We start from the raw sequence: 20,924 nt of genomic DNA, 5'->3' as shown, positions 1-20,924 counted from the left end.
ACATATTTCTTATACGAAGCCCCGTTAGTGCTGCAACGGGGCCGGCTTAGCTACGACAAGTTTACCAACGTGCACTTGCCGGTGGCAGTCCGGGTGAAGCAATACCCTGTTCGATAGAGCGTCTGAACCGCCATACATCCGATACTCCAGATGATGGTCGTGCCAGCCCGTCTCGTCCGTCAGGGCACAGCCACAGTGTGCACACCGCCCGCTCTGTGACATGTACAGCGAAGCCCATTGCTTTCGATAGCGCATCGAATCCCACATACGCTCCTGCCGCAGATGCTCGCCGTATTGCTCCCACACGAGATCAAAGGGATTGAATTCCCCCTTGACCTTCTTGTGGCGCCTGATTTCCGTACCGCTGATTTGGTACAACTCAAGCAGACCCTTACTACCGTCCTCGCGAATGACAGGAGCAGCGAACACCCAATGCCGATTACCAACGGAGTGAAAGTACTTCCGCCTCACCCAGTCGGCATTCTTGTTCGGATGCCGCCGCTTGGACCACCGCCAGAGCCGCTGAAACACCAAAGACTCCATGCGGCTGTACGCCTGCTTGGCCACTACAGGGCAGTGATACTGCGCCCAGCCCCGTAGTATCGGATTGAGCAGGCGAATTAACTCCTCCTGCTTGACCGCCTTATGACCGCTGATCGTATCCGCCACCTTGCGATAGAACGTCTGCACGTTCTTCTTGCTTGGCTTGATGAGTAGCGTTCCCGAGTACTTCCGGAAGTTCCACCCAAGGAAATCAAAGCCTTCGTCAATATGAACGATCCGGGTCTTCTCCTCCGATAGTTGCAATCCCCGCACTTCGAGGAAGGCTTCTACCCAAGGCCTGACTTCGCGTTCCAGCATCTCTTTCGAGTCGCCGGTAATGACGAAGTCGTCCGCGTATCGCACCACATTCACTTTCAGCTTCTTCGCCTTCCCGATTCCAAATTTCGCAGTGAGCTGCGCAATCAGTTCACGTTCCAGCCCGTTCAACGTCACGTTTGCCAGCGTCGGGGAAATGATGCCTCCCTGCGGCGTACCGGCCATCGTCGCCTGCAACTGCCCTTTGTAAATCAGGCCAGCTTTCAACCATTTGCGGAGGATCACCCTGTCCATCGGGACATTGCTTTCCAACCACTTGTGGTTGATTTGGTCAAAGCATCCTTTGATGTCCGCTTCAAGTACCCATCGCGCTGATCTGCGACGGGCCATGACAACGAAAATCTGAGACATGGCATCAGCCGTCGAACGGTTAAGCCTGAACCCATAAGAGTTCGGGTCACTCGTCGACTCTGCTACCGGCTCCAAGGCCAGCAGATACAGGGCTTGCATCGCCCTATCACGCATGGTCGGAATGCCCAGAGGGCGCTCCTTCCCATTGGCCTTGGGGATAAAGACCCTCCGTAATGGCAGAGCCTTATATCCGTGCCGCTTCAACCTGCCGACGGCTTCCCATCGGCTCTCAGGCGAATCCCATAGCTCGCGATCGACTCCAGCCGTTCGCGCACCCTGGTTCTGCGTAACACGTCGCACCGCATACAGCTTTGCGGACAACGTGCGGGTCAGCATCCGTTGCAGGGCTTTCACCCTGCGCCAGTCGCCTTCCCGCGTCGCCTTCGCAATTCGAATCTGCATCCCTCGCACGTTCTGTTCAACCCGACGCCAATCTACGGCGTGCCAGTTGTCAGGCGCGTGGGAAAGCGCAGATCCGGTCTTTCGACCAGATACTTTCATGCTGCTCTCCTACCTTGGATTAGATCCCCGGCAGAAGGCGCATCTTCCCCAGCGGGGAAGACACACCCCGCTGGGGAACAACAGAAACCTCAATATGAGCGCATGCACTCATATCTCGGACAAAGACCACAGTACGGGCGCATGCGCCCGCATCTAACCAAGTTACAGAGGGTAGTCAGCCGTCTTGCGACGGTAGACCAGACGGAAGTCTGCCCGCTTTCGCGTGGAGTGATGTTCCAACCCCTATCCGGACCATTACAGCCCGACCTTCGCTTTTTCCGTCCTCCCATACCTGCACAATCAACAGCGTCCCTTGCGGTTCGCCTGCCAGCCTGACCGCGCTGGCAACCATACAGGCTTACCACGTTCCCGGCATGTCACACGACTGACGTAGGTTCTGCCTCTTCCCCGGTGGCTGAGTGACGACGTAATCCGACGGTTGAGCGGATTAACCAGCCACGTACCTTTTGGTTAGAGCCCAATGTTCAAGCAGCTTTGGCTCCTCAGTGCTTACGAGGTTTATCAGCAGTTCACTTACGTTAACCTTATCAGCCAGCCTAGCTCCTCAACCCCCTTGCTGCTGGGAGTCTCCAGACCGTCCCTCACGGAACCAATCTGCCCGAAACGTCCGGGGGCTACATTGTCAGAAGAGCTTCACACCCCACCGTTGCCAGTGACGCATGTCTTCCTAGGCTACTGCTGGTCGTACAGCAGGTTCACTTCCTCGCCCAGACATCAGGCGAGGCAAAACAATGACACACCGAGCTTTCGCTCGTATCGTCTAGCGACCCCGTTGCCTACTGGCGCAGGAATTGCACACATCACCCCGCCCTGTCGGCTGGAATGAAGCCGCTGACTGGGCGGGACCTGACGGTAATCAGGTCAATGCAATGCGGTATCCGGCCAACTGCTCCGGGTCCCGCTTTCACTAAAAAAGCGTGCTCACAAGGAGCACGTCTACTGCTTCAATTGCAGCCCACAAGGGGGCCGCCTGCGGAGGGCATGGTGACTCGGCCAAGACCGTTTCAATAACCCTCTAGTCGATGCCCCGTAACGTAGGGCATACGGACACGAGCGTGCGTGTCGCACCAACCGGCGCACTATACAAAAAAATCCTTACACTGTGCGCCGACGGGACTGAAATAACCCGAAATGAAGCCGTGGCACGGAAGCTTTTGCCACGGCATTGCCACATGTTCAATTCATGCCCGACTCTTGCCACGCATCATCCGCGTTCGATCAGCTGCGGCATTCAGGCGGAGCAAGATTGGACGGCAGCGTCGGCGCATCGACGGGCAAGGGCCCGGCGCCCGGCGCCGGCAGCGCCGACGCGGCCTTCCCGCCCGCGAAGCATTCCCACGTGATGGTCCCCTTCTGCACCGAGCCCTTCGCAAGCGCGATGCGCGCTGTCGGCATATCGGCGTTGTCGGGTGCGGACGGTACGAACACGAGCGTATTCGTGCCGTCGTCGGCCACGCGCGCCGTGAACGCGACAGTGATCTGGCCGGTGTCGTCGTCGATGTGAATCGACTTCACGTTGCGCGTGGCGGGCGGCGACGCATAACCGCTGCCGAACGCGTTACCGCTACCGGCGTTTTCGCCAACCGTCAATTGCGCGGCGGCCGCAAGCGACATGCCCTCGCCGACCCGGCTGCGCGCAAGATAGTCCTGATAGGCGGGAATGGCATACGCGGCGATAACGCCGACGATCGCCAGCACGATCATCAACTCGATCAGCGTAAAGCCCCAGAAACGCCCCAGACGGGCAAGCGCGGCGGACCATCGACGCTTGGGACGGAAGGTACGCGTGCAGATACCTTGCGCGGACATCGAAACAACAGCAACAGTAGCGATCATCAGCAGACTCCTCGAAAACGAAAGCGCCTGCCCCGGGAATCAGGACAGGCGCTTCGATCGTAACGAGCTGCGAATTGCGCCGGCAGTCGGCCGAATGGCTAATGGCGCGTGCAGGAATACACCCGTAAAGTGAACGACGTCAATGCGCCCGGGGCGGCGTGTTGCCTGCCATTCGGTTCGCATTGCGTCGCTTCATCGCGTAACCCAGGATCACGACGAAAAGCGCGCAACCGATGCTCATCCCGTACTCGGCGACAGGCGTATTGAGAATCGGCCAACGGTCGCCCGCAGGGTCGTTGACGATGAGGCCGCCGGCAATCCAGCCAAGCAGCGCGCCGCCGAACGTGACGACGATCGGGTAACGATCCAGCAGCTTGAGGACGAGCTGACTGCCCCACACGATCAACGGAATGCTCACGATCAGCCCGAACACGACGAGCGCAATGCGGTGATGCGGCTCCGCGGCTTCGGCCGCGCCCGCGATCGCGATCACGTTGTCGAGGCTCATCACGGCGTCGGCGACGACGATCGTCTTGATTGCCGCCATCAGCTTGTCGGCGGGCTTGACGTTCGCGTGTGCGTCAGGCGCGGGCGCCAGCAGGCGCACGCCGATCCACAGCAGCAGCAGGCCGCCCGCGAACTTGAGCAGCGGCACGTCGAGCAGCGCGACGGCGAACGCGATCAGCGCCACGCGCAGGACGATCGCGCCCAGCGTACCCCACAGCACGCCCTTCGTGCGCTGCTCGGGAGGCAGATTGCGGCACGCGAGCGCGATCACGACAGCGTTGTCGCCACCCAGCAGGATGTCGATGACGATGATCTGGAAGACGGCACCCCAATGGAGCGTGGTCAGGAATTCGAGCATGGAAAGCAGGATAGAAGGTAGCGAAAGCGAACGGCAACAAAAAAGCGAGGCAGCAATCGCTCGCTCCCTCGCTTTGAATTGCGTCTTACGAAAGAATTTCGTAAGCGTATCAAAAAACGCCGGCAGAGGCCGGCGTTTCTTGTGCTTTCGCTACTCGTCTTACAGCACCGACTTCAGCAGGCGGGCCATTTCCGACGGGTTCTTCGTGACCTTGATACCGCAGGCGTCCATGATTTCCAGCTTCGCGTCGGCGGTATCCGCACCGCCCGAGATCAGCGCGCCAGCGTGGCCCATGCGCTTGCCCGGAGGCGCCGTGACGCCGGCGATGAAGCCGACCACGGGCTTCTTCATGTTTTCCTTGATCCAGTACGCAGCGTTCGCCTCGTCCGGGCCGCCGATTTCACCGATCATGATCACGGCATCCGTATCCGGATCGTCGTTGAACATCTTCATCACGTCGATGTGCTTCAGACCGTTGATCGGATCGCCGCCGATACCGACTGCCGATGACTGGCCAAGGCCCAGCGCCGTCAACTGGCCGACTGCTTCATACGTCAGCGTGCCCGAACGCGACACGACGCCGATGCGGCCCTTCTTGTGGATGTGGCCCGGCATGATGCCGATCTTCAGTTCGTCCGGCGTGATCGTGCCCGGGCAGTTCGGTCCGAGCAGCAGCGTCTTGCGGCCTTCGCGGCGCATGCGGTCCTTCACTTCGATCATGTCGCGAACGGGAATGCCTTCCGTGATGCAGATCGCGAGATCGAGATCGGCTTCGACGGCTTCCCAGATCGCAGCAGCAGCGCCTGCGGGCGGCACGTAGATGACCGAGACGGTCGCGCCCGTTTCTGCCTTCGCTTCCTTGACGCTCGCGTAGATCGGAATGCCTTCGAAGTCTTCGCCGGCCTTCTTCGGATTCACGCCCGCGACGAATGCTTCACGGCCGTTTGCGTATTCGCGGCATGCGCGCGTGTGGAACTGACCGGTCTTGCCGGTGATGCCCTGCGTGATGACCTTGGTGTCTTTGTTGATCAGAATCGACATGTATTGACCTCTGTTCGTTTGGTGGCGTGCTCATTGGCGTTTCGCGCGGCAAATAGCTCCTTGCCCGCGTCGCTCGCACGCCGCCATTCGTAATCCGGTGATAAGCGCCGGGGCGATCAGGCCTTGCCTGCGGCAGCCGCGACGACCTTCTGCGCAGCTTCTTCCATGCTGTCTGCCGAAATGATCGGCAGGCCGGAGTCGGCGAGCATCTTCTTGCCGAGGTCTTCGTTCGTGCCCTTCATGCGCACGACGAGCGGCACTTGCAGATCGACCGCCTTCGAAGCCGCGATCACGCCTTCCGCGATCACGTCGCAACGCATGATGCCGCCGAAGATGTTGACGAGAATCGCCGTCAGGTTCGGGTTCTTCAGCATCAGCTTGAATGCTTCCGTGACCTTCTCGGTCGTCGCACCGCCGCCGACGTCGAGGAAGTTTGCCGGCTCGCCGCCGAACAGCTTGATCGTGTCCATCGTCGCCATTGCCAGACCGGCGCCGTTCACCAGACAGCCGATGTTGCCGTCGAGCGAGATGTACGCGAGGTCGAACTTCGATGCTTCGACTTCAGCCGGATCTTCTTCGTCCAGGTCACGATAAGCGACGATTTCCGGATGACGGAACAGTGCGTTCGAATCGAAGTTGAACTTGGCGTCCAGCGCGATCACCTTGCCTTCGCCCGTCAGGATCAGCGGGTTGATTTCGGCCAGCGATGCGTCCGTTTCCCAGAAAGCCTTGTACAGGCCTTGCAGGATCGCGCGCGCTTGCGGGATCGATGCGTCGGGCACGCCGATCTTCTTCGCGAGATCGTCGGCTTCGGAATCCTGCAGACCCTTGGACGGATCGACTGCGACCTTGTGGATCGCTTCCGGATTCTTCTCAGCGACTTCTTCGATGTCCATGCCGCCTTCGCTCGAGGCCATTACGACGACCTTTTGCGACACGCGATCGATCACGAGGCCGACATACAGTTCCTTCTTGATGTCAGCGCCTTCTTCGATCAGCAGACGGTTCACCTTCTGGCCTTCCGGGCCGGTCTGGTGCGTGACGAGCTGCATGCCGAGAATCTGGTTCGCGTACTCGCGCACCTGATCCAGCGACTTCGCGACCTTCACGCCGCCGCCCTTGCCACGGCCACCCGCGTGGATCTGCGCCTTGACGACCCACACCGGGCCGCCCAGCTCTTCAGCCGCCTTGACGGCATCTTCCACCGAGAAGACCGGCTTGCCGCGCGGTACCGCGACTCCGAATTTCCGCAGGATTTCCTTACCCTGGTACTCGTGAATCTTCATGCGTGATTCCCTTCAGTCTGAGAGTTGGATTGAACTTCGCTTCCGGCTGGACCGCTTACTCGGGACGCGCCGTATTCACGGCCTGTCCGTTGGGTGCGGCATCCGCGCGATCCGCTGAACGCGGCGCGTGGCCGTACCAGCGCGGATAAAACTGTCGCACCGCCTCGCCATCGAACCGCAGCGCATGGCAACGGCCCAGCTGGAATGGCGGTTTGTCGTTTGATTGCTCGCTTGCGTGTTGGCTTGCTTGCTCGCTCGAAGCGTTGTCTTGGGCGTCTTGTCCGTTGCCGCCTTCGGTGTCCTGCGCGCCGTCCGCTGTCCCATTGATCGAACCCGCGCGCTCCTCGCCTCCCGGCCTGCCTTTTTCCGTGTTCCACACGTCGCCCGCGAACGCCTGGATGGCGGCAGTCGGCAGAATCGCACACAACTCGGTGAGATGCGTGCAGCCCGCCGTGCCGGCCAGCAAACGGGCGGCATCGCGACGGAAATTGCGGAACAGATTGAGCCCGATAAGGGCACGGTAGGCGGGATTGGAGGCTTCACACAGACCGGGATACGGCACCCAGTCGGACGACGCTTCAGCGTCGACGACATTGAGCTTGCGATCGATCGTGATGCGGAGCCAGAGTTCATGGATCGGCAGGCCGTTCGGCCGGACACCCGACGCAAGTGTCACATCACGTGGCTTTTCGTCGGTGAGGCACGCCTCGATATCCCACAAGCCATCTTCGCGCTCGTATGCGTCCGCTTGGATTGCGCGGCGGTGGCGCAACTGTCGGGACACTGGCGGAGAGAGCGGCATGCGAGAACAAAGGCCGGATTGAAGAACCGTTGAATTTTAGCATACCGGGTATTTGAGACAGGCCGAAGCCGGCTGTGGCTTGATCCGGCGGGCTGGGACGGCCCGGACCAAGCTTTCTCGCGGGGGCGGTTCGCGCGGCGCGCGAGTCTCGACAAGACTGAACTCCGCGTCCTATTCCGACGGCCAATCCTCGTCGATACCTCTGAGAATCTTCCCGATGATTGCCTGCGAAAAACCACGCGTGGCAAGGAAGCGCGCCTGCTTCGCGCGCTCATTAGGCGTCTCGGGCAATTGCCCGAACTTCTTGCGCCACACAGCTTGAGCGCGCGCCAGTTCCGTCTCGCGCAATTGCGCGCTGACTTCTTCGACCAACGCCTGCCCGACGGAATGACGCTTGAGTTCGCTGACGATGCGGCCCGCGCCCATGCGCGGCGCGCGCCGGTGGATCAGGCTTTCCGCGAAGCGGGAATCGGACAACCAGCCTTCCCTTTCGAGCGAGTCCAGCAACGCTTCGATTGAATCGCCCTCTTCCACATACGGTGCGAGCTTGCGTGACAACTCCGCGCGGCTGTACTCGCGACGCGAGAGGTAGCCGAGCGCGCGGCCCTTCAGCGAACGCGCGGGACGTTGCGATGCACGGCTTGTATTGTCTGTAGGTTGGCCTTCGCCTGGCGCGCGACGCGATCGTGTATAGGTTGCTTCGCTGCTATCTGCATTTGAGCGGTCACGCGAAGACGGGCCGCGTGCGGCGGCACGATCATGGGCATCGAACGATTCGAACGGGTCGAGGTCGTCTGATGACGAGCCGTGGGAGAAGGACGAAACCGCAGAACGCGGCCGTGCTTCGGATGATGTGTCAAATGACGCTTGAGATGAACGTGACGACGATTCGAGTAAATCGCCGTCACAGGTGCGAGGGCCACCGGCGTCGCGACCTGCGTCCGTGGTCGGGGAGACAGGGTGGCCCTTGCGTATCACGTGACGATTACTCCTCTTCGCCCACTTCCTCGTCCGCGCTCACCGCGGTGCCCGCCGGCATCGCATTCACACCGAGCGATTCGCGGATGCGGTTTTCGATCTCGAGCGCGATCTCGGGATTCTCGCGCAGGAATTCACGCGCATTGTCCTTGCCCTGCCCGATACGTTCGCCGTTGTAGCTGTACCAGGCGCCCGCCTTGTCGACGATCTTAGCCTGCACGCCGAGATCGATGACTTCGCCCTGACGCGAGATGCCTTCGCCATACAGAATGTCGAAGATGGCTTCGCGGAACGGCGGCGATACCTTGTTCTTCACGACCTTCACGCGCGTTTCATTGCCGATCACTTCGTCGTTCTTCTTGATCGAACCGATACGGCGAATGTCCAGACGCACCGACGCATAGAACTTCAGCGCGTTACCGCCCGTGGTGGTTTCCGGGTTGCCGAACATCACGCCAATCTTCATGCGAATCTGGTTGATGAAGATGACGAGACAGTTTGTGCGCTTGATTGTGCCCGTCAGCTTTCGCAGTGCCTGCGACATCAGACGCGCTTGCAGGCCCGGCAGCGAGTCGCCCATTTCGCCTTCGATTTCGGCCTTCGGCACGAGCGCCGCGACCGAGTCGATCACGATCATGTCGATCGAACCCGAACGCACCAGCGCGTCTGCGATTTCGAGCGCCTGTTCGCCTGTATCCGGCTGTGAAACCAGCAGGTCGCTGACGTTCACGCCGAGCTTTTGCGCATACTGGATGTCGAGCGCGTGTTCCGCGTCGATGAACGCTGCCGTGCCGCCGAGCTTCTGCATTTCGGCGACGACCTGCAGCGTCAGCGTGGTCTTACCCGACGATTCCGGCCCGTAGATTTCCACCACACGGCCACGCGGCAGACCACCGACGCCCAGCGCGATGTCGAGGCCCAGCGATCCCGTCGAGACCACCTGGATATCTTCGACTGCCTCACCCTGGCCGAGCCGCATGACCGACCCTTTGCCGAACTGCTTTTCGATCTGCGCAAGCGCGGCAGCAAGTGCCTTGCTCTTTTCCGCAGTCAGTCCAGCCGAGCCTTTCTTGCTTTCTTCCATGAATCGTCCTTTGCTATGATGAACGGCGTCTGAGGCAGGTGTGCCGGCCATTCAGACCACGTTTTGAACGTGGTTCCAGCCGCCAGCACGCTAAACGCAGACACTGTATAAAAAAACAGTAGTTTTGGCAAGCCCGAATCACACATGTGGACGTCCACGTGTGCAATCGGACAATACCCGCTACCAACAAAATTTTTCGGAGACGCTGTGCGCCGGAGCGCCCCGGTGCCGGCCGGGCAGGGCGCATCATGCGAATTCTCATTGCCGAAGACGACAGCATACTCGCGGACGGTCTCGTTCGATCACTCCGCCAATCGGCATACGCCGTTGACCATGTGAAGACGGGGGCGGAAGCAGATACCGCGCTGTCGATGCAGACTTTCGACCTCTTGATCCTTGATCTCGGCCTGCCAAAAATGTCCGGCCTCGAAGTGCTGCGGCGGCTGCGCGCGCGCAATTCGAATCTGCCCGTGCTGATTCTGACGGCGGCCGACAGCGTCGATGAACGCGTCAAGGGGCTCGACCTCGGCGCCGACGACTATATGGCCAAGCCCTTCGCGCTCAATGAACTCGAAGCGCGCGTGCGCGCGTTGACGCGGCGCGGCGCGGGCGGCGGCCCGACTGTCGTCAAGCATGGATCGCTGTCGTTCGATCAGGTTGGTCGAATTGCCTACGCCAATGAGCAGGTTATCGATCTGTCGGCGCGTGAGCTAGGATTGCTCGAAGTCCTGTTGCAACGGATCGGGCGGCTGGTTTCGAAGGAACAGCTCGTCGATCACCTGTGCGAATGGGGCGAGGAAGTCAGCAACAACGCGATCGAGGTCTACGTGCACCGGCTGCGCAAGAAGATCGAACCGAGCGGCGTGCGCATCATCACGGTACGCGGGCTGGGTTACTGTCTCGAGAAGGCCGCTGCAACACCGTCGGCGCAGCAGACTCAACCGGCAAACGAGCAGACGCCCACGCCCGGACCGTCCGAGCCATCCGCGTCCACGACGATGCCCGCAAGCCACTACTTCAAGTAAAGGCGCTTCATGTCCGTCCGCGCACCACGCGCCACGGCGCACGCGGCGGATATCGACGAAGTCCGCGACGCGCGCTATGCGAACCCGTTCGCACCGCCCGACGAACCCGAGGCGGCGGCGGAGGCGCGTCCACGCTCGCTGTTCGGCGAAATCCTCGACTGGATGCTCGCGCCGTTGCTGCTGTTGTGGCCGATGAGCCTTGCCGTCACGTATCTGGTCGCAAAGTCGATTGCGAACGGACCGTTCGATCGGGCGCTGGAAACCGACGCCTACGTGCTCGCGCGGCAGATTCACCCCGTCAACGGCGTCGCCGAACTGACGCTGCCCGAGTCGACGCGCGATTTCCTGCGCGCCGACAATGTCGACAGCGTGTTCTATCAGGTGCTCGGCACGCGCGGCGAACTGGTCGCGGGCGATCGCGACATGCCGCTGCCACGCGAAGAGGACCGGCCGCAGCCAGGCATCGTCGAGTTTCGCGACGACATGGTGCGCGGCAACGACATCCGCGTTGCGTACACGACCGTCGAGTTTCCGCAGACGTCAGGCGCGCAGCCCGTGCTGGTGCAGGTGGCCGAGACGCTCGACAAACGCAGCGCGCTCGCCAACGACATTATCAAAGGCGTGATCCTGCCGCAGTTCGTGATCCTGCCGCTCGCGATCCTGCTCGTGTGGTTCGGGCTGTCGCGCGGTCTCGCGCCGCTGCACGCGCTGCAGGCGCATATCCGCGCGCGGCGCCCCGATGACCTGTCGCCGCTCGAGGCTCGCCGCGCGCCGCCGGAAATCGAACCGCTCGTCACGTCGTTCAACGATCTGCTGACACGCCTCGAACAGAACATGGAATTGCAAAAGCGCTTTATCGCCGACGCCGCGCATCAAATGAAGACGCCGCTCGCGGGCTTGCGCACACAGGCTGAACTGGCGCTGCGGCAGGATGCGTCCGTGGAAGTCCATCGCTCGCTCGAACAGATCGCGACGAGTTCCGAGCACGCGGCGCGGCTCGTCACGCAACTGCTCGCACTGGCGCGCGCGGAGAACCGCATGTCCGGGCAGATCTTCACGCCCGTCGAAATCGGCGGTCTCGCCCGTAGCGCCGTACGCGACTGGGTCCAGGCCGCGCTCGCGAAACAGATGGATCTCGGCTACGAAGGCCCGCAAGCGCCGCAGGAAGCGATCGAAGTCGAAGGCAATCCCGTGATGTTGCGCGAGATGCTGTCGAACCTGATCGACAACGCGATCCGCTACACGCCCGCTGGCGGACGCATCACTGTGCGTGTACGGCGCGACGATGCTGCCCGGATGGCGCATCTCGAGGTGGAAGACACGGGAATGGGCATTCCGGCTGCCGAGCGCGAACGAGTCGTCGAGCGCTTCTATCGGATTCTCGGGCGCGAGGAAGACGGCAGCGGACTGGGCCTCGCGATCGTCCGGGAAATCGCGACGATGCACGGCGGCACGCTCACCATCGAAGACAATGTGTATCAGACGTCGCCGCGCCTCGCCGGGACGCTCGTTCGTGTCAGCTTACGGATGATGGATCGTGCACGGGACTTACCCTAGTCCGTCAGGCTTGCCCGTTTCGATCAGCAACCCAGTTAGACCATTTAGACTCAACTTAGAGACAATTAGCTGAACGTTCATTGGCGTTAACAGACGTTAGGCCCTTCAGAAGGATGCAGAAAGGACGCGTTGCGAGTCAGAACGCCGTAAGTTTCCGCTCCAATAATCGCTACACGGCAAGGCCTGACCAGGCTAACCGCGACTGATATCAATATTGGAGACGACATATGGCTACCGTAAGCGGGCAAGTCTCGCACGCGCCGATGACGAAAGAAGAGAAACGGGTGATCTTCGCGTCGTCGCTAGGCACGGTTTTCGAGTGGTACGACTTTTACCTGGCCGGCTCGCTCGCGGCCTTTATCAGCAAGAGCTTTTTCTCAGGCGTCAATCCGACGGCCGCTTTCATCTTCACGCTCCTCGGCTTCGCTGCCGGTTTCGCGGTGCGTCCGTTCGGCGCGCTGGTGTTCGGACGGCTCGGCGACATGGTCGGCCGCAAATACACGTTCCTGATCACGATCGTCATCATGGGTCTGTCGACCTGCGTCGTCGGCTTTCTGCCCGGTTACGCGGCGATCGGCTTTGCATCGCCAGTGATCTTCATCGCGATGCGTCTGCTGCAGGGCCTCGCCCTCGGCGGCGAGTACGGCGGCGCCGCGACCTACGTGGCGGAGCACGCACCCGCCAACCGTCGCGGCTTCTACACGGCATGGATCCAGACGACGGCGACGCTCGGCCTGTTCCTGTCGCTGCTCGTGATTCTCGGCGTGCGCACGGCGATGGGCGAAGACGCGTTCGGCACCTGGGGCTGGCGCATTCCGTTCATTGCTTCGCTGGTTCTGCTCGGCATTTCAGTGTGGATCCGCCTGCAACTGCACGAGTCGCCCGCGTTCGAGCGGATCAAGGCGGAAGGAAAGACGTCGAAAGCGCCGCTGTCGGAAGCCTTCGGCCAGTGGAAGAATCTGAAGATCGTCATCCTTGCTCTGATCGGCGTAACGGCCGGTCAAGCGGTTGTCTGGTACACGGGCCAGTTCTACGCGCTCTTTTTCCTGACGCAAACGCTGAAAGTCGACGGCGCAAGCGCGAACATTCTGATCGCGATCGCACTGCTGATCGGCACGCCGTTCTTCCTGTTCTTCGGTTCGCTGTCCGACCGCATCGGCCGCAAGCCGATCATCTTGTTGGGCTGCCTGATCGCGGCGCTCACGTACTTTCCGCTGTTCAAGGCGCTGACGCATTACGCAAACCCAGCGCTCGAAGCCGCGACGCAGAAGGCGCCTATCGTCGTGATCGCGAATCCGGACGACTGCTCGTTCCAGTTCAACCCGGTCGGCACGGCCAAGTTCACGAGCTCGTGCGATATCGCGAAGAGCGCGCTGTCGAAAGCCGGCCTGAACTATGACAACGTTGCGGCGCCTGCTGGCACGATGGCGCAGATCAAGGTCGGCGACACGACCATCGACACCTATGACGGCAAGGCCGCCGACGCCAAGGAAGCAGGCAAGACATTCGACAAGACCCTCGGCACGGCGCTGAAAACGGCCGGCTATCCGCCGAAGGCCGATCCGGCGCAGATCAACTGGCCAATGACGGTCGTGATCCTGACGATCCTCGTGATCTACGTGACGATGGTCTACGGGCCGATTGCCGCGATGCTGGTCGAGATGTTCCCGACGCGCATCCGCTACACGTCGATGTCGCTGCCATATCACATCGGCAATGGCTGGTTCGGCGGCTTCCTGCCGGCGACGGCATTCGCAATCGTCGCGGCAAAGGGCAACATCTACTCGGGACTGTGGTATCCGATCATCATCGCGCTCGGAACGTTTGTGATCGGCATGCTTTTCGTGCAGGAGACGAAGGACTCCAACATCTACGCACAAGACTGAACATCGCTTGGCTGACGGGGAGTTCAAAAAAGTTGCTGCGTGGGGGTTGACAGCCCCCTCCGGCATCTTCATAATTTCGCTTCTTTCGGCGAATTAGCTCAGTCGGTTAGAGCGACGGAATCATAATCCGCAGGTCCGGGGTTCGAGTCCCTGATTCGCCACCAAATGCAAAAAGCCGCTGCTTCTCACGAAGCAGCGGCTTTTTCATTTCCCGCGACGGGCCGTCCGTGGTGAGCCGCTTCACGAGTCGAAGACCGCGCAACCAACACCCTCATGCCCTCACGCGCGCCTCTCACCGCTCCACGATCTTCGTCAGATTCGCCCGCACCTTCTGCAGCAACGTGATCAGTTGCTTCGTCTCCTCTTCACTCAATCCGCTCAGGCCTTCGGCGGCGATCTGATCGCCAACCTTCTTCGCGTCGTCGAGCGACCGTTCGGCCTTTTCAGTCAGTCGGATCTGATTCTCGCGCCGGTCGCGCGGATTGTTCACCCGCTCGATCCACCCACCTTCCTCCATCCGGTCCAGCAGGCGTCCAGCCGAAATCGGCGCGACTTCCAGCAAATCGGCAAGCCGCGCCTGGTTGATGTCGCCGTAGTACGACAGGTACGCCAGCGCGCGGCACTGCGCGCGCGTGAGATCGACCGACAGCCGCGCAAGGTCGTCGAACCGCTTGCCGACCAGCCGGCCGACATCGGAAACAAGAAAGCCGAAGCGCTCGTCAAATTGGGTTTTCATCGCGCGATTATACGAAGAGGCGCCGCTGCATCCGCCCGAAACGCGCAGCGTACAACCACTCCTGGAAACTCAGCGTTTTCATCAAAAGAAACCGTCTATACAATGAGCATGCTTACTATTCCAGTTCCCGCTTCATGGCCTCTGATTTCCCGGCGGCAAAGCCCGCCGCCGAGCTGAACCGTCCGATGATCACGATCGCGATCATGCTCGCGACGCTGATGCAGACCCTCGACAGCACCATCGCCAACGTCGCGCTGCCGCACATGCAAGGCAGCCTGTCGGCGTCGCAGGATGAAATCACGTGGGTGCTCACGTCGTACATCGTGGCCGCCGCGATCGCGACGCCTCTCACCGGCTGGCTGTCCGACCGGCTGAGCGTCAAGCGCCTGCTGATGTTCGCGATCGGCGGCTTCACGGTCGCGTCGGCGCTGTGCGGGCTGTCCGAGACGCTGACGCAGATCGTCGCGTCGCGCCTCTTGCAAGGCATCTTCGGCGCGTCGCTCGTGCCGCTCTCGCAATCGCTCCTGCTCGACATCAACCCCCGCGAAAAGCAGGGCCAGGCGATGGCCGTCTGGGGCATGGGCGTGATGGTCGGGCCGATTCTGGGTCCGACGCTCGGCGGTTGGCTCACGGATAGCTACAACTGGCGCTGGGTCTTTTTCATCAACGTGCCGATCGGCGCGTTCGCGCTCTTTGGCGTGCTGACGTTTCTGCCGTCGCGCGAACGCAAGCATGACGCGAAGTTCGACGCCTTCGGCTTCACGACGCTCGGCCTCGCGATCGGCGCATTGCAGGCGATGCTCGATCGCGGCGAGCAACTCGACTGGTTCGGCTCGCACGAAATCGTGATCGAAGCGCTGATCGCGTCGATCAGCTTCGCGTTCTTCGTCGCGCATACGGCGACCGTCGGCAAGTCGTCGTTTTTCAAGTACGAGTTGCTGAAAGACCGCAACTTCGCGACGGGCACGTTCTTCATCTTCATCATCGGCGCGGTGATGTACGCGACGCGCGCGCTGCTGCCGCCGATGCTGCAGAACCTGATGAACTACCCCGTTGCGACGACGGGCCTCGTGACGGCGCCGAGCGGCGCCGGCACGATGATCGCGATGCTGTTCGCGGGCCGCCTGCTCAAGCACATCGACGCGCGGCTGATGCTGCTCACCGGCTTCATCGTGTCGGCGCTCGCGCTCTGGCAGATGATGCAATACACGATCGTGCTGTCGGCATCGGACATCGTATGGCCCGGCGTGATCCAGGGCTTCGGCCTGGGTCTGGTATTCGTGCCGCTCAGCGCGCTGACGTTCTCGACGCTCACGCCCGCGTTGCGCGCCGACGGCACCGCGACCTACAGCCTGATGCGCAACATCGGCAGCAGTATCGGCATTTCGATCGTGCAGACGCTGCTCACGCGCAACACGCAGGTCGCGCATTCGGATCTCGCTGCGAACGTGACGGCGTTCAACCCGGTCGTTCAGCCGATGCTCGCCGCAGGCTCGCGCGTCGACGTCGCCGTGCTCGATCTATCGATCACGCAGCAGGCTGCGATGATCGCGTATCTGAACGACTTCAAGCTGATGTTCGTCGCGACGCTGGCCGTCATTCCCCTCGTGCTATTGATCCATCCATCGCGCAAGGCACCCGACGAATCCGTCGCGCATGCGGGCATGGACTGACGCCGCGCAAGGCCCACCCGGCCTCAGCCTTCGATCCGCCCGCGCGTCACGCCAAGCAGCGACGCCATCGCGTGCCGCGCGCGCGGCGCGTCGCGATCGCGGATCGCTTCGAATACGGCCGTATGCTCGGCCAGCGACGCGTTGAACACGTCGGCGCGTTTCGCGTTCAGACGCAATTGCGCTTCGAGCGTGCGCTCGATCAAGGTGCCGAGCGGTATCAGCAGTTCGTTGCTGCAAGCGGCGAGCACGCTCAGATGAAATTGCAGGTCGGCCCGCACCCATTCGTCGACATTGCGCGCCGCGACCATCGCGCGATGCGCGGCATCGAGCGCGCCGAACGCCTCGTCGCCGTACGACGCCGCGGCCAGCGCAGCCGCATACGGCTCGATCATCTCGCGCATCTCCTGCAGCTTCAGCGCGAAATCCATCGCGGGCGCAACCCGCGAATACCAGTCGAGCACATCGGCATCCAGCAGGTTCCACGCGGGCCGCGGGCGCACGCGTGTGCCGACGCGCGGCCGCGATTCGATCAGCCCTTTCGATGTCAACGTGCGCAACGCTTCGCGAAGCACCGTGCGGCTCACACCGAACGTCTCCATCAACTCCGCTTCGCGCGGCAGGACCGATTCGGGCGCATAGTCGCCGCGCAGTATGGCTGTTCCGAGCAAATGGGCGACGCGGCCGTGCAGATCTCGCTGAATGTCGTTTCTCCTGAAGCGGGTGGTGGACGGGATCAATGTTGGGGCGTGGCTCGGCTCGCCTCACAGGGGGCGAGAAACGCCCGCGATTATCGGCCATCGCGGCCGCGAGCCCAAGCGTCGCGCGGTAAAACCTTTCGCCAAATAATACTATTAATAGTACTTTAAAGCGATTTTGCGGTAGCATGTGCGTCCTCAACTGCCGCGCCGTCGCTATCCAGGAAGTGAGACGACGCGGCCTCAACCGCAATCGGCATTAGCAAGCAAAGGAGACGCCCCATGAAGATCACCAGAATCGAAACATTCATCGTTCCGCCGCGCTGGTGTTTCGTGAAGATCGAAACCGACGAGGGCATCGTCGGCTGGGGCGAGCCCGTCGTCGAAGGCCGAGCGCATACCGTCGCCGCTGCCGTCGACGAGCTTTCCGACTATCTGCTCGGCAAAGATCCGCGCAATATCGAGGACCACTGGCAGGTCATGTACCGCGCGGGCTTCTATCGCGGCGGCCCGATCTCGATGAGCGCGATCGCGGGCGTCGATCAGGCGCTGTGGGACATCAAGGGCAAGTTCCATGGCGTGCCCGTGCACACGCTGCTCGGCGGCCAGGTGCGCGATCGCATCAAGGTGTATTCGTGGATCGGCGGCGACCGTCCGAGCGACGTCGCGAACAACGCGCGCGCCGTCGTCGAGCGCGGCTTCAAGGCCGTCAAGATGAACGGCTCAGAAGAACTGCAGATCATCGATACGTTCGACAAGGTGCAAGGCGTCATCAACAACGTCGCCGCCGTGCGCGAAGCAGTGGGACCGAATGTCGGCATCGGCGTGGACTTCCACGGCCGCGTCCACAAGCCGATGGCGAAGGTGCTCGCGAAGGAGCTCGATCCGTTCAAGCTGATGTTCATCGAAGAGCCCGTGCTGTCGGAGAACGTCGAGGCGCTGCGCGACATCGTCAACCAGACGAGCACGCCCATCGCGCTCGGCGAGCGTCTGTACTCACGCTGGGACTTCAAGCACATTCTCGCGGGCGGCTATGTCGACATCATCCAGCCGGACGCATCGCATGCGGGCGGCATTACCGAGTGCCGCAAGATTGCGTCGATGGCGGAAGCGTACGACGTGGCGCTCGCACTGCACTGTCCGCTCGGCCCGATTGCGCTTGCCACGTGTTTGCAGATCGACGCTGTCAGCTATAACGCGTTCATCCAGGAACAGAGCCTGGGCATTCACTACAACCAGGGCAACGATCTGCTCGACTACATCAAGAATCCGGAAGTCTTCAAGTACGAAGACGGCTTCGTGTCGATTCCGCAAGGGCCGGGTCTCGGCATCGAAGTGAATGAAGAAAAGGTGCGCGAGATGGCGAAGATCGGACATCGCTGGCGCAACCCGGTATGGCGTCACGCGGACGGCAGCGTCGCCGAGTGGTAAGCAAGAGGACCAATATCAGGAATGAAACATCCGGCGCCGCCTTCGGGCGGCGTTTGTCATCTGACAACCGGTTACATCACCGGCTCTGCGACGTCCCACCCGCGCGGCGTTTCAGAAACGTAACACTCCCCACGCTCGACGCGTTGCCGGATCGCGCGGTCCGCTCGCGCTGACGGCGCAAGCCCTTGTGGAACAAGAGGTTGTGAACGCCGTCACGCGCGCCGCAGCGCCTGGCCTGCTCCTTGCTGAATGGCACGCACATCACCATTCGAACAGAGGACGCGATGGGCGAATTTCTCCGCGACTATCTGATCCGCGAACAGGCAACGATCGGAGCGCTCGTCGTGTTCGGCGTGTCGCGTGTGATCGGCGCGAGGCTCGCGTGCGCACGCGGCTGGCGCATTTCGGCTGTTGAGAAGTGTTTCGTCGCGGCGGCGTTTCTCTATTGCCTGCCGCAACTCTTCGATCTCCTCACGCACATCACGAGCTTCCATGCGGCAGCGGCGGAGCTCGAAGGCAAGGTGGCGGGCTGCGCGATCGGGCTCGTCTTCGCGCCCGTCGTCGCGCACAAGCTCGGCTACGAATGATCGCCCGAACAGCCGATCGACTTCGCCCGCGACGATAGGCGCGAGCGCGCTCAACCCAGCGCCGCGAAAGCCGGCACGCTATGCGACAGCACCGCCGCCGCGGCGAAGATGCCGAGCATCGCGAGCGCTTCGAGGTACAGCACGTTGGCAAACGTGTGTGCATCCATCGTCGAGGCGGTGCGGCGCAATCTCGGCAATGCCGCAAAGCGATTGAGCCCGCCGAGCATCAGCGCGAGCGCAACGAGCGCGAGCTTGAGCGTCAGCACGTGACCCCACGTGCTGTTCTCGAATGCCGCCCACGAGTTGCCCGAGCCGCGCACCGCGTTGAACACGCCCGACAGCAGAACGAACGCGACAGCAACGAGCGACACGTTCGACAGCTGCGTCGCCGTGCGGATCAGCACGCCACGCGCGACCGACGCGCCGAGCGCCGGCAGCACCGACAATCCCGCCGCGAGCACGAGCCCGGCCCATACGGCCGTCGTCAGCACGTGCAGCGTTTGAATGCCGATTGCCGCCGACGCGACGCCCGCGTCCGCCGCGTGCCCCAGCGAAGCCTTGCCGCCCGCAATCGCGATCACGGCGAGCCACAGCAGCGCATTGCGCAATACGTTGCTCTGGCGCGCGAACGACACGATCGCCAGCACGAGCGCGCCCGCAAACGCAACGCTCCAGCCGAAACCGACATGCGTCTGCGACAGCATCGTCGGCACGATGCCGAACGCTTCAGGCAGGCTGACGCCCGCCATTTCGGCCGCCTGATAGAGGAGCCAGCCGAGGTCCGCCAGCACGAGCACGATCGCCGAAGCCTGCATCGACCGCTGCGCGCGCAACCATGCGGGACGCGCCGGTGCGATCTTCGCCTGCGCGTCGTTCGTGAGCCACGCGCCGAGCAACGCCGAACCGACGGCAAACGCAAACGCGACGTTCATGAGCGCGGCCATCGCGACCTGCCCGATCCACAATCCGTCGACTCTCATTTGACGTTGAAGGCGTAACCGCCCTTCGTCCGGTGTCCGTCATCGGCGACGGCTGTCCACTGCACCGTGTAGCGCCCCGGCGCGAGTGGCTTCAGTTCGAGATGCATGGTCTTCCTGTCTTGCGCATCGACTACGGATGCCAGCGACGCCGCCCGCTTGCCCGCCTCGTCGACCAGCGCGATCTTGCTGAACGCCGGCTCGAGCGGCTCGCTGAAGCGGATCGTCACCACCGAAGGCGCCGCGACCTCGGCGTCCGGCGCGGGGTCACGCGACGTCGGACTCGCATGAGCAAAGGCATTGGATGCGACGGCAAGTGATGCGCCGCACGCCGCGAGCCAGCGAAGTGGCGATCGCAAGGACAGGAAGAAGGTCATAAGGGCGATGAAAATGGAACGCTGAAAAACGTAAGGAGGTCGGGATAGTACGCTTCGATGTCTGAACGTCGAGTCAGTTCAACCGTGACTGGCATCATCCATCGCGACGCGCGGCGGCATGCGCGCATGAATCCACGGTCACCGCGAAGGACACCCTCCATCGATGCAAAATGCGCAATCTTAAATCAGCTGGAAGCGCTACCGCCAGGCCACCCGTCGATTGCAAGGCCGACCGGTGCCATGCGCGACGACGGCCGATTGCGTCAACATGTCGCATCGGCGGTGTCGTTCGGGCGCATCAGGCGGGAAGTACGTCGCGTGTGGCAAATAGTCACC

General features: G+C 61.9%; 18 protein-coding genes and 1 tRNA gene. 7 read left to right on the top strand and 12 right to left on the bottom strand.

Features of this window, described 5'->3' with window-relative positions:
* Positions 1-24: 24 nt before the first annotated feature.
* The 8 genes from ltrA to recA all read right to left on the bottom strand — a co-directional run bounded on the left by ltrA (position 25) and on the right by recA (position 9,644).
* Positions 25-1,731, bottom strand: a complete 1,707-nt coding sequence (gene ltrA, locus J8I87_RS22475; protein ID WP_209934114.1) for a group II intron reverse transcriptase/maturase — start codon at positions 1,729-1,731, stop codon at positions 25-27.
* 1,239 nt (positions 1,732-2,970) lie between these two features.
* Positions 2,971-3,561: a pilin gene (locus J8I87_RS22470; RefSeq protein WP_409518788.1), complete on the bottom strand. Its 591-nt coding sequence runs from the start codon at positions 3,559-3,561 to the stop codon at positions 2,971-2,973.
* A gap of 166 nt (positions 3,562-3,727) precedes the next feature.
* The gene (locus J8I87_RS22465; RefSeq protein WP_209934112.1) at positions 3,728-4,453 is read right to left on the bottom strand and encodes a TerC family protein; all 726 of its coding nucleotides are present in this window, start codon (positions 4,451-4,453) and stop codon (positions 3,728-3,730) included.
* A gap of 159 nt (positions 4,454-4,612) precedes the next feature.
* Positions 4,613-5,494 carry a succinate--CoA ligase subunit alpha gene (gene sucD, locus J8I87_RS22460; RefSeq protein WP_209934111.1) on the bottom strand — a complete coding sequence of 294 codons (882 nt, stop codon included), beginning with the start codon at positions 5,492-5,494 and terminating at the stop codon, positions 4,613-4,615.
* A 116-nt stretch (positions 5,495-5,610) separates the two neighbouring features.
* Complete coding sequence (gene sucC / locus J8I87_RS22455) at positions 5,611-6,780, bottom strand: ADP-forming succinate--CoA ligase subunit beta (RefSeq protein WP_209934110.1); 1,170 nt, start codon at positions 6,778-6,780, stop codon at positions 5,611-5,613.
* A 55-nt stretch (positions 6,781-6,835) separates the two neighbouring features.
* Positions 6,836-7,582 carry a DUF2889 domain-containing protein gene (locus J8I87_RS22450; protein WP_209934109.1) on the bottom strand — a complete coding sequence of 249 codons (747 nt, stop codon included), beginning with the start codon at positions 7,580-7,582 and terminating at the stop codon, positions 6,836-6,838.
* A 171-nt stretch (positions 7,583-7,753) separates the two neighbouring features.
* Positions 7,754-8,560: a recombination regulator RecX gene (recX, locus tag J8I87_RS22445; protein WP_209934107.1), complete on the bottom strand. Its 807-nt coding sequence runs from the start codon at positions 8,558-8,560 to the stop codon at positions 7,754-7,756.
* Positions 8,561-8,567: 7 nt separating this feature from the next.
* On the bottom strand, positions 8,568-9,644 hold the full coding sequence (gene recA, locus J8I87_RS22440; protein WP_209934106.1) for a recombinase RecA: 1,077 nt from the start codon (positions 9,642-9,644) through the stop codon (positions 8,568-8,570).
* Between the two features lie 248 nt (positions 9,645-9,892).
* On the opposite strand from recA, the gene J8I87_RS22435 reads away from it, so the two are divergent.
* From J8I87_RS22435 to J8I87_RS22420, 4 genes are all read left to right on the top strand, one after another.
* Positions 9,893-10,669, top strand: a complete 777-nt coding sequence (locus J8I87_RS22435) for a response regulator transcription factor (protein ID WP_209934105.1) — start codon at positions 9,893-9,895, stop codon at positions 10,667-10,669.
* Positions 10,670-10,678: 9 nt separating this feature from the next.
* The gene (locus J8I87_RS22430) at positions 10,679-12,226 is read left to right on the top strand and encodes a sensor histidine kinase (protein ID WP_209934104.1); all 1,548 of its coding nucleotides are present in this window, start codon (positions 10,679-10,681) and stop codon (positions 12,224-12,226) included.
* A gap of 227 nt (positions 12,227-12,453) precedes the next feature.
* A complete protein-coding gene (locus J8I87_RS22425) occupies positions 12,454-14,112 on the top strand; it encodes an MFS transporter (RefSeq protein WP_209934103.1) in 1,659 nt (552 codons plus the stop codon).
* Between the two features lie 87 nt (positions 14,113-14,199).
* A tRNA-Met gene (locus tag J8I87_RS22420) sits at positions 14,200-14,276 on the top strand.
* Between the two features lie 128 nt (positions 14,277-14,404).
* Here J8I87_RS22420 and J8I87_RS22415 read toward each other — a convergent pair.
* The gene (locus J8I87_RS22415) at positions 14,405-14,848 is read right to left on the bottom strand and encodes a MarR family winged helix-turn-helix transcriptional regulator (RefSeq protein ID WP_209934102.1); all 444 of its coding nucleotides are present in this window, start codon (positions 14,846-14,848) and stop codon (positions 14,405-14,407) included.
* Positions 14,849-14,982: 134 nt separating this feature from the next.
* Here J8I87_RS22415 and J8I87_RS22410 point away from each other — a divergent pair, with 134 nt between their 5' ends.
* Positions 14,983-16,521, top strand: a complete 1,539-nt coding sequence (locus J8I87_RS22410; RefSeq protein WP_209934101.1) for a DHA2 family efflux MFS transporter permease subunit — start codon at positions 14,983-14,985, stop codon at positions 16,519-16,521.
* 23 nt (positions 16,522-16,544) lie between these two features.
* Here J8I87_RS22410 and J8I87_RS22405 read toward each other — a convergent pair whose 3' ends face one another.
* Positions 16,545-17,222 carry a FadR/GntR family transcriptional regulator gene (locus J8I87_RS22405; protein WP_209934185.1) on the bottom strand — a complete coding sequence of 226 codons (678 nt, stop codon included), beginning with the start codon at positions 17,220-17,222 and terminating at the stop codon, positions 16,545-16,547.
* Between the two features lie 276 nt (positions 17,223-17,498).
* Here J8I87_RS22405 and dgoD point away from each other — a divergent pair, with 276 nt between their 5' ends.
* Together dgoD and J8I87_RS22395 are read left to right on the top strand one after the other, a co-directional pair.
* Positions 17,499-18,647: a galactonate dehydratase gene (gene dgoD, locus J8I87_RS22400; protein WP_209934099.1), complete on the top strand. Its 1,149-nt coding sequence runs from the start codon at positions 17,499-17,501 to the stop codon at positions 18,645-18,647.
* 284 nt (positions 18,648-18,931) lie between these two features.
* Positions 18,932-19,234 (top strand): hypothetical protein, encoded by a 303-nt coding sequence (locus J8I87_RS22395; RefSeq protein WP_209934098.1) that lies wholly within the window; start codon positions 18,932-18,934, stop codon positions 19,232-19,234.
* 50 nt (positions 19,235-19,284) lie between these two features.
* Here the strand turns inward: J8I87_RS22395 and J8I87_RS22390 are convergent, their stop codons facing one another.
* Entirely contained in the window at positions 19,285-20,214 is a 930-nt protein-coding gene (locus tag J8I87_RS22390; RefSeq protein WP_209934097.1) for a CopD family protein, read from the bottom strand.
* Entirely contained in the window at positions 20,211-20,588 is a 378-nt protein-coding gene (gene copC / locus J8I87_RS22385; protein WP_209934096.1) for a copper homeostasis periplasmic binding protein CopC, read from the bottom strand. The genes J8I87_RS22390 and copC overlap by 4 nt, the downstream gene beginning before the upstream one ends.
* Positions 20,589-20,924 lie beyond the last annotated feature (336 nt).

Source organism: Paraburkholderia sp. LEh10 (genome assembly GCF_017814945.1).
Taxonomy (GTDB): domain Bacteria; phylum Pseudomonadota; class Gammaproteobacteria; order Burkholderiales; family Burkholderiaceae; genus Paraburkholderia.
The sequence above is the reverse complement of the archived record's forward strand: the minus strand, read 5'-3'. Positions and strand labels throughout refer to the sequence as shown.

What these genes read in the sequence shown, in the direction of transcription:
- ltrA (WP_209934114.1), bottom strand. Translation starts at nt 1,731, where the DNA reads ATGAAAGTATCTGGTCGAAAGACCGGATCTGCGCTTTCCCACGCGCCT.
- J8I87_RS22470 (WP_409518788.1), bottom strand. Translation starts at nt 3,561, where the DNA reads ATGTCCGCGCAAGGTATCTGCACGCGTACCTTCCGTCCCAAGCGTCGA.
- J8I87_RS22465 (WP_209934112.1), bottom strand. Translation starts at nt 4,453, where the DNA reads ATGCTCGAATTCCTGACCACGCTCCATTGGGGTGCCGTCTTCCAGATC.
- sucD (WP_209934111.1), bottom strand. Translation starts at nt 5,494, where the DNA reads ATGTCGATTCTGATCAACAAAGACACCAAGGTCATCACGCAGGGCATC.
- sucC (WP_209934110.1), bottom strand. Translation starts at nt 6,780, where the DNA reads ATGAAGATTCACGAGTACCAGGGTAAGGAAATCCTGCGGAAATTCGGA.
- J8I87_RS22450 (WP_209934109.1), bottom strand. Translation starts at nt 7,582, where the DNA reads ATGCCGCTCTCTCCGCCAGTGTCCCGACAGTTGCGCCACCGCCGCGCA.
- recA (WP_209934106.1), bottom strand. Translation starts at nt 9,644, where the DNA reads ATGGAAGAAAGCAAGAAAGGCTCGGCTGGACTGACTGCGGAAAAGAGC.
- J8I87_RS22435 (WP_209934105.1), top strand. Translation starts at nt 9,893, where the DNA reads ATGCGAATTCTCATTGCCGAAGACGACAGCATACTCGCGGACGGTCTC.
- J8I87_RS22430 (WP_209934104.1), top strand. Translation starts at nt 10,679, where the DNA reads ATGTCCGTCCGCGCACCACGCGCCACGGCGCACGCGGCGGATATCGAC.
- J8I87_RS22425 (WP_209934103.1), top strand. Translation starts at nt 12,454, where the DNA reads ATGGCTACCGTAAGCGGGCAAGTCTCGCACGCGCCGATGACGAAAGAA.
- J8I87_RS22415 (WP_209934102.1), bottom strand. Translation starts at nt 14,848, where the DNA reads ATGAAAACCCAATTTGACGAGCGCTTCGGCTTTCTTGTTTCCGATGTC.
- J8I87_RS22410 (WP_209934101.1), top strand. Translation starts at nt 14,983, where the DNA reads ATGGCCTCTGATTTCCCGGCGGCAAAGCCCGCCGCCGAGCTGAACCGT.
- dgoD (WP_209934099.1), top strand. Translation starts at nt 17,499, where the DNA reads ATGAAGATCACCAGAATCGAAACATTCATCGTTCCGCCGCGCTGGTGT.
- J8I87_RS22395 (WP_209934098.1), top strand. Translation starts at nt 18,932, where the DNA reads ATGGGCGAATTTCTCCGCGACTATCTGATCCGCGAACAGGCAACGATC.
- J8I87_RS22390 (WP_209934097.1), bottom strand. Translation starts at nt 20,214, where the DNA reads ATGAGAGTCGACGGATTGTGGATCGGGCAGGTCGCGATGGCCGCGCTC.
- copC (WP_209934096.1), bottom strand. Translation starts at nt 20,588, where the DNA reads ATGACCTTCTTCCTGTCCTTGCGATCGCCACTTCGCTGGCTCGCGGCG.